13 protein-coding genes are annotated in these 10,855 nt (G+C 34.6%); 6 read left to right on the top strand and 7 right to left on the bottom strand.

Features of this window, described 5'->3' with window-relative positions:
* The 4 genes from ABF682_RS01690 to ABF682_RS01675 all read right to left on the bottom strand — a co-directional run.
* The coding region (locus ABF682_RS01690) for a glucosaminidase domain-containing protein (protein WP_415618808.1) at positions 1-1,606 on the bottom strand (1,606 nt) is incomplete at its 3' end.
* 431 nt (positions 1,607-2,037) lie between these two features.
* Positions 2,038-3,198, bottom strand: a complete 1,161-nt coding sequence (locus ABF682_RS01685; protein ID WP_415618807.1) for a glycosyltransferase family 2 protein — start codon at positions 3,196-3,198, stop codon at positions 2,038-2,040.
* Positions 3,199-3,362: 164 nt separating this feature from the next.
* Positions 3,363-3,737, bottom strand: a complete 375-nt coding sequence (locus tag ABF682_RS01680; RefSeq protein ID WP_415618806.1) for a hypothetical protein — start codon at positions 3,735-3,737, stop codon at positions 3,363-3,365.
* A 63-nt stretch (positions 3,738-3,800) separates the two neighbouring features.
* Positions 3,801-4,100 (bottom strand): helix-turn-helix domain-containing protein, encoded by a 300-nt coding sequence (locus ABF682_RS01675; RefSeq protein ID WP_415618805.1) that lies wholly within the window; start codon positions 4,098-4,100, stop codon positions 3,801-3,803.
* Positions 4,101-4,269: 169 nt separating this feature from the next.
* Here ABF682_RS01675 and ABF682_RS01670 point away from each other — a divergent pair, with 169 nt between their 5' ends.
* The 5 genes from ABF682_RS01670 (at position 4,270) to ABF682_RS01650 (ending at position 7,387) form a co-directional block, all read left to right on the top strand.
* Positions 4,270-5,097 carry a helix-turn-helix transcriptional regulator gene (locus ABF682_RS01670; protein ID WP_415618804.1) on the top strand — a complete coding sequence of 276 codons (828 nt, stop codon included), beginning with the start codon at positions 4,270-4,272 and terminating at the stop codon, positions 5,095-5,097.
* 74 nt (positions 5,098-5,171) lie between these two features.
* A complete protein-coding gene (locus ABF682_RS01665; protein WP_289979912.1) occupies positions 5,172-5,603 on the top strand; it encodes an SRPBCC family protein in 432 nt (143 codons plus the stop codon).
* Between the two features lie 112 nt (positions 5,604-5,715).
* A complete protein-coding gene (locus ABF682_RS01660) occupies positions 5,716-6,327 on the top strand; it encodes a helix-turn-helix domain-containing protein (RefSeq protein WP_415618803.1) in 612 nt (203 codons plus the stop codon).
* Between the two features lie 88 nt (positions 6,328-6,415).
* On the top strand, positions 6,416-6,703 hold the full coding sequence (locus tag ABF682_RS01655; RefSeq protein ID WP_415618867.1) for an ArsR/SmtB family transcription factor: 288 nt from the start codon (positions 6,416-6,418) through the stop codon (positions 6,701-6,703).
* Between the two features lie 54 nt (positions 6,704-6,757).
* Positions 6,758-7,387 carry a glutathione S-transferase N-terminal domain-containing protein gene (locus ABF682_RS01650; RefSeq protein WP_289979907.1) on the top strand — a complete coding sequence of 210 codons (630 nt, stop codon included), beginning with the start codon at positions 6,758-6,760 and terminating at the stop codon, positions 7,385-7,387.
* A gap of 146 nt (positions 7,388-7,533) precedes the next feature.
* On the opposite strand, the gene ABF682_RS01645 is transcribed toward ABF682_RS01650, so the two are convergent.
* Positions 7,534-7,866: a winged helix-turn-helix transcriptional regulator gene (locus ABF682_RS01645; protein ID WP_289979897.1), complete on the bottom strand. Its 333-nt coding sequence runs from the start codon at positions 7,864-7,866 to the stop codon at positions 7,534-7,536.
* A 115-nt stretch (positions 7,867-7,981) separates the two neighbouring features.
* Here ABF682_RS01645 and ABF682_RS01640 point away from each other — a divergent pair, with 115 nt between their 5' ends.
* On the top strand, positions 7,982-8,905 hold the full coding sequence (locus ABF682_RS01640; RefSeq protein ID WP_415618802.1) for an NAD-dependent epimerase/dehydratase family protein: 924 nt from the start codon (positions 7,982-7,984) through the stop codon (positions 8,903-8,905).
* A gap of 145 nt (positions 8,906-9,050) precedes the next feature.
* Here the strand turns inward: ABF682_RS01640 and ABF682_RS01635 are convergent, their stop codons facing one another.
* Together ABF682_RS01635 and ABF682_RS01630 are read right to left on the bottom strand one after the other, a co-directional pair.
* Positions 9,051-9,542 carry a GNAT family N-acetyltransferase gene (locus ABF682_RS01635; RefSeq protein WP_415618801.1) on the bottom strand — a complete coding sequence of 164 codons (492 nt, stop codon included), beginning with the start codon at positions 9,540-9,542 and terminating at the stop codon, positions 9,051-9,053.
* 224 nt (positions 9,543-9,766) lie between these two features.
* Positions 9,767-10,651 carry a helix-turn-helix domain-containing protein gene (locus ABF682_RS01630; RefSeq protein WP_415618800.1) on the bottom strand — a complete coding sequence of 295 codons (885 nt, stop codon included), beginning with the start codon at positions 10,649-10,651 and terminating at the stop codon, positions 9,767-9,769.
* Between the last annotated feature and the right edge of the window lie 204 nt (positions 10,652-10,855).

Here is a 10,855-nt window from a genome sequence, read left to right as displayed (position 1 = left end):
TAGAAGACGACGAACTCGAACTAGTTGATGAGCTAGATGATGTCGTCGATGATGATGAACTGCTGCTCAACTTCAAAACCTGTCCAACATAGATTTTGTCTGCATCACTAAGACTATTAAGTGAGACTAACTTGCTGACGGTCGTACTGTAGGTATTCGCAATCTTAGACAAAGTATCTCCTGATTTAACAGTGTAAGTTGACGACGAGCTGGAACTAGTCGATGAAGAGGCTGTTGTACTTGAACTAGTTGATGAGCTTGAGCTAGATGAAGAATCAGTCGATGAACTGGTTGTTCCACTGTATTCAAATGCCAATTCGTCCCAAGCAGTCAAGTCATATTCTGCTATTATTTCTTCTAATTTCGAAGTGTAACTAGTATCAGTTGCATAACCATCTTCATAGATTAATGTTGCAACTGTATCAGAATCTGTTTCACCGACTAAATTACTATAGCGCGAACTATTCGCTAACAATTCAGCATGATCAGTAATACTGTCGCTGTCACTATCGTATACACGAAATTTAGCATATACGGTGTGATACGATCCACTGTAATATTCAGAAGTTTTCAATGTTACCGTTGTTCCAGTCCAAGAACTACCGGCCTTGATACCAAATAAATTGTGGTATGTAGTAGCCAATGTCGATGTCCCCCAACTGCTTTCAAGAATCGCTTGAGCTGCGGTCACAGATGGGAGAATTTTATATTTAATCCATCCTTCAATCGCACCAGAAATAATTTTGTTAAGGAAAGAAGAAACTTTTGAACTGTAAGTAGAAGTATTAGCTGCTTCAATTTTAGCAATTGCAGCTTCAAGTTCACTATCTGTCAGTGTTCCCGTTGTGCTAGTACTAGAGGTACTGGTAGTTGCTTTGGAAGCCTTACTTGTAGTAGAACTAGAAGTTACTGTAACAGTAGAACTTGAACTTACACTAGCAGAAGTGGCAGTGGAAGCGGTGTCCGTATCACTTTGTGAACTTGACGTACTGCTTGTATCAGCGGCTTGACTAGTGTCAGAACTTGGACTAGCAGAAGTGGCAGTGGAAACGGTGTCCGTATCACTTTGCGAACTTGACGTACTGCTTGTATCAGCGGTTTGACTAGTGTCAGAGCTTGAGCTAGCTTCAGAAGCTGAAGCAGCATCCACACTGGAAGAAGTTGCAGTAGAGGCGGTATCTGTATCTGTATCACTTTGCGAACTTGACGTACTGCTTGTGTCAGAGCTTGAGCTATCCCCAGAAGCTGAAGCAGAACTTGCACTAGCAGAAGTGGCAGTGGACACAATGTCAGCATTACTTTGAGAGCTAGAAGTGCTGGCCGTATCAGAAGATTGACTAGTATCAGAACTCGAACTATCCCCAACCATTGAACTCGAGTCAGAGCTTGTACTAGAAGAACTGTCAGAACTAGAGCTGCTGGAAGTACCGCTGCTTGTAATGGAACTATTAACTGAAGCAATGCTATCAGCCTTGACTTTCAATGTATGAATCGGTTTTAGTTGTAAACCGATAACGATAGATGAAATTGCTACCATGCTGTATATCCAGTATTTACCGGATTTATACATTTTATAATGAATCTTTTCGTTATGATGTTTATCCATATTTCCTCCTATAAGTATTTTTTCTCTAATAAACATCCCCAACTCTAAGAATAACACAGAATATTTGTCAGATGGCTTATAAGAAGGACTGTAATCTTAATGTAAAATAAAGGATTACTTTATAATTCGATTGCCTATATTTAAGTATTTCTTAGATAAGATGTTCAAAAATAATTTTGAATTCATATGATAATTATAAATAGACAAACAATTCAAAAACTCAATAAATTCTGTCGCCGAAAGTTGATACTCGCGATTTTTTTTTGAAGGAAATTGTTGCTGCAAAACTTGGCGAGTATTTGCATTAGTGTAAAATTTGTAGTTAGTTATATCCGTAATAAATTCATAATTATCCATTTATAAGCACTCACTTTCGCTTTCGCTTTTTACTAGTTTGGTATGATTGACCAATTGAGTGATAAAAATAATTTTTAAGCTGCTGTTGAGTAAGCATAGACTGTAAATGCTAGATAATTATTAGATTTAATGGCTTTTTCTATCATTTTTAAGTAACCATCTTCTTTAAGTTCAGAATTTTCAAAGTAATCATTAATAAGCTGCTGTTGGACAACGAAGACAGCTCTTTGAACTTGGCCACCAAGGAAGCGACATCTAATAAAATTAGTACAGATTTGCTGTAAAGTAACTTTGTAGATTTCTTCATTAAAATCGAGGCCTAATTTTTTTCTATCGAACAATAACTGCCGGGTCACCCATAGCGAGTCAATTGCTTTTGGCTTTGTTGCAGCTATTGCAGTGATTCCATTTTGGTTGCTGCGATATCTGTAGACGAGATCTGCAACAGTACAAGTCGTTTGGCTTTGACCATAAATTAGGTAAATCAACATTGTATCCTCAAACCAATAATCTTCAGGGAAGTCAATTCTATTGAATAAATCAACACGATAGATTTTGCCCCAAGGGTAGCCATACAATTCGTAAGGATTAAACTCATTTTTGTTTTGATAATCAAATTCACTTATGACTCCAGAATGATTGAATTGCTGATAACCCCCAGCAACGATATCGGCTTGTTCTGCGAATGCTTTGTCCAGCAAAGTCTCTGCAAAACAATCTTCTAAAAGATCATCTGAATCAACAAAACAAAGGTATTTTGCATTAATTATTTTTAAACCAGTATTTCTAGCTCCTGAAAATCCTTGGTTTTTTTGGCTGGTAACGATTACGTTGTCGTTATTAGTGTATTTTTTTAATAATTGTTTGGTTTTATCAGTTGAACCATCATCAACAATCTCAACTAACAAGGAATATTTTGTTTTTTGATTCAAGATGGATGATATACATTCTTCAATTGTGCTTGCAGCATTATAGGCAGCAACAATTATTTTTAAATCATAGTGATAATTATTATCTTCTAAGGTGCATGCTTTGATAGCTGAATTTTGAGAATCCGGATTTAGTTTGTCTAGATACTGAATAGCCTGTTCGTAATTTGGTAGTCTTCGATTTTGCGTGCTGAATGTTTCCAATAAAGTACAAATTTGTTTGTTATTAAATGAAAGCTTTTGTAGAAATACCATGCAAAATTGAAGCAAAGAAATATGAGTTAACTTAAAGAGATATTTGTTCAACAGCAAAACCTACCTTATATTAGAATTGAAAAAAGAGATCAAAAAAACAAACATGTATTTTGAAATTGGATTCAATTCTAATATTAATCTGTTTTTTTGAAATTTCAAAGACCTTTTCTTAGGCTTTTTATTAAAAAGTGGATAAGAATGATATTTATAAATGATTAATTAAATGGCCACCAAGTGAATCGTCTTGCTAAACGAGGTTCGCTCTTTGAATTATATGAAACATAAAAAGTGCCTACTTGTTCACGCATCAAAAGAGGAATCTGTTTATGGGATAATAAGCGAATTGAGTAGACATATGAACCCTTATGAGCAATGAGAGCCCAGCGTTCATTTTTATTGTACCTTCCAGTACTGAATTTAAGCCAACTTCCGCTTCCAAGTGGGGAATCAGAAACGAAGGCATCAACCTTTTGTGGGACAGAGACGAGTTCCCCATGACTATCCTTACTTCCTGAATCAATAACATCTGACCATTGCTTTTTCTCAGAAACTTTCCCGGGTAATATTGCATAACCGTACTGGGTTTTCAAGAATGGATTAGAGAGATCAATCCACTGATTTTGGGTAGCTCGCCCATATCCTAAGATTACGAGCTAAACGATTAATAGAATTAAAAAGCTAAGAATTATTCGCAAGTAAAGCCCATATTTTTTCTTATCCCGAACATCATTACTAAGCTGTTTTACCATTTGATTTTCTCCACCTTTAAGTAAATTATCAAGAGGAATATCAAGAATTTCACCGAGTTGAATTAGCGTGTCAAGATTTGGATAGCTTAGGTCGTTTTCCCAGCGCGAAAGGGTTTGCCGTGTGACATGTAACTGGTCTGCAAGTTCTTGTTGAGTTAGATTGAAATCTTTTCTTTTATTGCGCAAAATATTATGGAATTCCATAGATATAACCTCCTTGATAAATTTAAATTAATACCAAATGGTTTAAATGTAACGCAATTATCATGTTACATCTGTAATTATTTTAGTGTGAACCTTAAATGATTGTGAGGGGGTATGGTACAATAATTTCGAAAAAGATAATGGATTTTAATTATAGTTGGAGGTAGTCATGAAAAATCAACTTGGAGTTTCTTTAAAGAAAATTCGCGAGAAACAAAAACTTTCTCAAAAAGAGGTTGCTAGTAACATTTGCTCACAATCAATGTTATCTGCAATTGAACATGGAAAATATACTCCGAATGCAGCGTTGTTACTGGCACTTTGTAAAAAATTAGCAATTAACTTGAATGACGTTAGCTTAGCTAGTGATTTTGATATTTCTAGTAGCCAAAACTTTAATAATAAGCTTTCTTATTTATGTAATCAGCATAAATATGTTGAATTAAAGGCCTTTTTAATGAATTCTGAAACTTTTGATCAAATCCAAACGGCGGAACAAAGCCAAGCATATTATTATTATCTAGGTGTTGCTTGTTGGCATGTGGATTCAAATTTGAGTAATGCCAGGCAAAATCTGCAATTAGCGATTGCCAGTGGCGAAGAGCAGTTGACTAGGACAACTCTAACTCGGGTAGCTCTTATTTCTTTAGCTTTGACAGAGGCAAAAGCAAGTCAACAAACACGAGCATTAGATCTTTTGAGACAAGCTACTGAAAAAGTTGATAAAGTTTTTTATGAGGAAAACTTAAATATTGTTTTTTACATTGCAGCATTAATCTATTTAGAATTTGATAATAATAAGGATGCCTTAAAGTGGATTCAAGCAGGTATTAGATTCAGTACTACACATAATTCTCATTATATGCTTGCTAATTGCTACTGTCTTCTTGCACAGATTGCAAAAAACAGCGAGAATTTGGATCAGCAGTTAGAAGCACAGAAACGCAGTGACCTTTTCAAGAACCTTTTTGATGAAAGAGTCTTTGATGATTTCTAAATATCAGTATTCTGATTTTTAAAAATTATCAAGATACGCTAAATTAAGACCATACTTATGAGGAGGTCTTGATTATGGATCAAAAATTATTTTCAAATGTTGTTTTAGTTAATGCAGAGGAAGAAGAGGTTAGGAAAATTTTAGAAAGCCCAGAAAACTTGCTGAAGTGGATTCCAGAAATTACAACGGTAGAGAAGGGAAATCATGATTTCAGTATTACACGGGTAGCACCTGCTTTGAATCAACAAGAAACTATTACAGTGGAAAAGGGTAATAATAGTGTGACATACAATAGTAAAGGCGGCAGACTTGAGTATCGAATTGTATTTTTGTTATCAGGTCAGGATAGGCAAACAACGATTCAAGAAGATGTCTATGTAGAAAAACAAGCAGATATATTCTTACCTTTAAAATTATTAGCACCAATTGCAAAGTATTCATTTAATACTAATTTGAACAATTTAGCTGCTTTTATAGAAAGCAAAATTGTAAGAAGAAATTCTTGAGCTTAATGATAATTTAGAAATTTAACAAGAAGAAAAGAGGAAGCAATGAATCTCTGCTTGCCCTTTTCTTTTTGTATAGGCACAATTAAGAGTGAACATAGGAGGAGATTTAATGAAATTTAGTGAGCGGTTAAAGCGGGCAAGGATAGAAATGGATTTGACCCAAGAACAAGTTGCAAATGATTTTTTTATTACAAGACAAACTATCTCTAGCTGGGAGAATGAGAAGACTTATCCTGATATTTCAAGTCTCATCAAATTAAGCGATTATTACCATATTTCATTAGATATTTTATTGAAGGAGGATGTCGGAATGCGTGAAAGTTTGGAGAAGAAAGAAGTTTCAGAAGAACTGAGACCAGTTCGTCGGAACCTCTTATTAATTGATGTAATCTTACTTGTAGTTTTATTAGGAAATTTGTTTGACTTATTTAAGATTAGTGGAGGGTTATCTTTATTTATCCTATTAATTTTATTATGTACCATTTCGGCTTTGAGTGATTTGAATAATTTTGATAAGGCATATTCGCTTGGATTAAAATATGAGTGGCAGAAGTACATATCTGGTGACAAAGGAAAGAAGTATGCACTTATTTTACCGACATTATTTGTAATTATAGGTGCGATACTCTTGATGTTTAAAATGATGTCAGTTGGTCTTCAATTTCTATTTGCGGCGGTAGTGTTCTTTGGTGTAATTTTATTGGAAAACAGAAAAAAATAGGTTAACAACTACAAAAGGCATGGGATTCTTTTTAATGTATTGATATTATTTCATTGAATTTGAAGAAGTAAGAGTGTACACTGTTTTTATGAATATCGAAATAAGCAAAGAAGAAAAGGTAGCTGAGTTGTTTCGAGCCTTGAGTGAGCCCAATCGGATTAAGATTATTAAAATCCTGAGGAATAGTGATAAAGAGTTGACCTGTAGTCAAGTTAGTGAATTATTGCAGATTGCTCCATCGACCGTTTCATATCACTTTAAAGCGCTACGCAAGGCAGGACTAACGACGACAAGGCAGCAGGCACAGACTAAGTATTTGTCGTTAAATAAAGCGACATTTAGGCAGTACTTGCCTAATCTTTTGGACTCATTATGAGTCTTTTTTTTAAGAACGTATTTCGATAATTATAGAAATAAGAGGAGAGATACTATGAAATTATTTTATGCTTCAGGAGCAAGCTCGTTAGCAGTACATATTTTATTAGAGGAAAGCGGTTTGAAATATGGCCTTGAGAAAGTAAATTTAGATATGAAAACATGGAATAATGGTGATTATAACTTAATTAATTCTAAATCATATGTACCTGCTCTTGAGTTAGATAACGGTGAAATTCTAACTGAATGTGCAGTTGTTTTAGAATATATTGCTCATAAAGTTCCTGCACAAAACTTGATTGGTGAATATGGGAGTACAACCTATTGGCAGCAAAGAACATGGTTGAATTATATTGCAACTGAATTGCATAAAAACTTTATTTCGCCTTTCAGAAAGGGCAATTGGCTGCCAAACACAATTGAATCTAAAGAGTTAGTGTACAAACGAGTTTTTCCAAGGCTTAAATTTGTTGATACCCAATTAGGACAACAAGAGTACTTGGTTAATAGCCATTTTTCCGTACCTGATACTTATTTATTTGTTATGACTAATTGGCTTTACAGGTTAGAATATGAGTTCAATGGCTTAGGGAACTTGCAAAGATTTGATACTACTATGAGAAAAAGGCTTGCTGTTCAAGATGTGTTGCAGCAAGAGGGGAAGCCACATTCGTTGCAAGACTAGCTGATTTATTTTGTAAGATGAGATAATAATGTAGTTTTTAAACATCAAGCAATTAAAATCATAGATGTTTTTGACTAAGTGCTGGCATCAAAAAAGAGTAGGCAAACTTATCTGCTTACTCTTTTTTGATATATATTACAAAAGCTTTATAATTTATGTTTCATAATCTCCCATTTATTTCCCCAAGTTTGCATTGCTTCAAAAATCGGGCGTAAATCTTCACCCTTTGCGGTCAGACTATACTCAACATGTGGTGGTGTTTCTGGGAAGACACGGCGAGTAATAATATGAGCATTCTCTAGTTCTTTTAGACGAGAAGATAGTGTACGAGGACTGATACTATCCAAATTTCTTTGTAATTGATTAAAGCGTTTTTCGCCTTGGAACATATTCCTTAAAATTAAAAAAGTCCATTTTCCGCCAACTGTGTGGATAGTTTTCTCAATTGGGCATGGATATTCTGGTTGATCAATAGTCATAAAATTACCCCCAATACTTTAGTTTTTGTTAGTACATATAAGAAAAGTCAGTACTATATTATCTATACTACTTCATTTAAGATAGTTAATAAATAACGAATGGAGTGGTTAAAAGATGAAAGTAGTTGTATTCGGAGCTAGTGGTTTTATTGGAAGTCATGTTGTCAGTTCTTTATTTCAGGCTAAACATAATGTGACAGCCGTTGTCCGCCCAACAAGTAACGCCTCTTTTCTAGAAGAACAAGGAATACATGTTGTACGAGTCAATTATAATGATTTATCGCAAATAAGTGCTGCAATGAAAAGCCAAGATATTGTTTATAATTGTACAGCATCAACCAAAGCACTGTCTAAAAATGGAGGAAATGCTATAGAGATTTCTTTAACAAAGGTGTTAGTTGACGTTGCATTGAATGAGGGAGTCCATCATTTTGTTCAATTAAGTTCTATTACTATTTATGGTTTTGAAAAAGAAGGAATTATTGATGAAGACTACCAGCCACTTATAAAAACACCAACACAAATTCTTCAACAAGAACGTGAAAAAATAGTTATAAATGCTGGGAAAACGAAGAAAATGGTGACTACGATTGTTCGCCCAGCGAGTACCATTGGAGAGCGTGGGGAACATTCTTTCTTTGCCAAGATGTTTGAGCTTAATCAAACAGGAGAATTTCCGATTGTTGGCCGAGGTGCTGCTAGAACTTCATTTATTGATACACGTGATATTGGGCAAGCTATGACATTAATAGGTGAAAAAAAGCTTGCGGGCATTTATTTAGTAAAAGGCTTTGATGCAACGTGGATACAAGTGAAAAATACGATGGATAATATCATGGGGCAAAAAACAAATTATAAGCATATTCCGGAGACAACTGATAAACAGAATATGCAATCCTATGAATATAAGACCTTTGCAACAACTCGCGTGTGGAACGACTTGCAAATAAGAGAACAAGGATTTTATCCTAGGTATTCACTGCAACAGGCGGCAGAAAAAGAAATTTATTATTTAAAATCAATTATTGAGAATAGATAGGGGTGACCAAAAGTTAAATTTTGTTCCAACATCACTATTTATTCCATCTAACTTCGAATTACTCATAGCAAAGTACTCGCTATGTTCATAATGTTGAGTTATTACTTAAATTTTTTTGATTTATGTCACACGCCCTTTATCTATCTTAAAATAAGCGGGTCATGTTATACCAAATTTCGCCAGCATGTTTAGAGTCAGAAACTCCGTCAACTCGATAACCGTATTTTTCGTAAAAAGGGACTAATTCTTCTAGGCAAGTCAGTGTTATTAAGTGACGTCCTTGATTTTTAGCTACTGTGGCTAATTGTGCTAATAACCGTCCCGCGAGTCCCATTTTTTGTTTATTTGGTGCTACGGCTAAGCTAAGAATTGTTTGGTAGGGAGCTAGTGGGGAATTTGGAGTAGATTTTTCAAAGAGTTCATCTGAAAGATAGCGTTTGGTTGATGCCGGGCCCACACTATAACCTAGTGGCTGCTGCTTTTCATCGTAAGCCACAATGAAAGTATCGGGAATTATTTTAATTCTTTCTAACATACTTTCTTTAGTTGCAGCTTCAGCTTTAGAAAAGCCAGAATTTTCGATTTCCATGATTTGCTGTAAGTCTTGTTCACGGGCTTTGTCAAAGATAATTGTCATTTTAAAATGCTCCTTAAAGTAATTATTGTTGTGCATAACTTTTGGGTTATCACAGCTGATAGAATAGAAAAGTTATGTGTATTAACTGTGATTCTGATGTTTACTTAACCTGATTTAAAATAGAAAAGCCCTATTAGTCAAGTATTATAACAAAATAAAGGTAGTATTTAATTAACTTTGAAGAAGAACTGCTGGTTGGATAATTATTGTAAATTATAGAAGAATTAATTATTTGAATGTGCAGTCAACAAAAAGTAACAGAAAACTAAGTCATCCATTTGTTTGAGGGAAATTCTAGTTTCATGGTAAAACTTTTCAATTCGATATTGAATAGTATTTCGATGTAAATAGAGTTTTTTGGCAGCCAAACTAACATTACCTTGTTGGCGATAAAGTTGTGGAATGATTTCAATTACTTCTGGGTAATTTAGAAGATACTTATAGTAGGCATCAACTAGCTGAGTTGGTAGAGCTTGACAATATAAACAATGAAATAAGACATGTTGTAATTTAAAAGTTTGTCCGTGGAAATATGACCATTCGCTTTCAAATACTTGCTCTTCGGCCTGGAGAATCCTCTTGAGATCACCCAAAGGTTCCCAGAAGTTTCCGATGAACATGTGTGATTTAGTAGAAAAATCTTCGTCTAGCATTTGCCTGATACCATCTAATTCACTTAAAGATGAACTTTGACTCGTGCAGCTTTCAATTAAAATTCCAGTTGATTCATTCAAAGAGTAAGCTGTCAAATAATTATTTGGTAATATTTGGGACAAAGCAGTTAACCAATCGGAAATTTTAAAGTCGGTTGTTTTAAATTCTAAGTGAAATGAAATTTGGCGAACTAATTTATCAGTTTCAGGCATCGTAGTACCGGGACTTGTTAAGTAAGCTCTCCAAGGATCATTAATTGGCGATATTGAATTTAAAGTAATTTGACCTTGTCGAAAAAGAGTCTCGAGCAGATGTCTTTCCGTTTGAGATAAACTATCCCTAAAAAAGTTAACAAAGTACTTTTCTAGGGGGAAAATTAGATATTTATCAGTTAATAATTGTTCAGTAGTAATAAAGGTTTGTGGATAGAGGTGCAAAAGTTCTGTTAGTTCCATAATTCATCCTCCAATTATATCAATATTTTAGTATGGGGGCTGTGCCAAAAGTTGAATTTTGACCCAGCTTCGCTAATTATTCCGGATAAATGTGTTCCATAAGTCAAAATTCTCCGTTTAACTTCGAATTACTCATAGCAAAGTACTCGCTATGTTCGTAATTTCGAGTTAGTACTCAAATTTTCCCGACTTGTGTCACATTGC

The organism is Liquorilactobacillus sp., from assembly GCF_047719775.1.
Lineage (GTDB): Bacteria > Bacillota > Bacilli > Lactobacillales > Lactobacillaceae > Liquorilactobacillus.
This window is presented reverse-complemented; position numbering and strand designations above follow the sequence as displayed.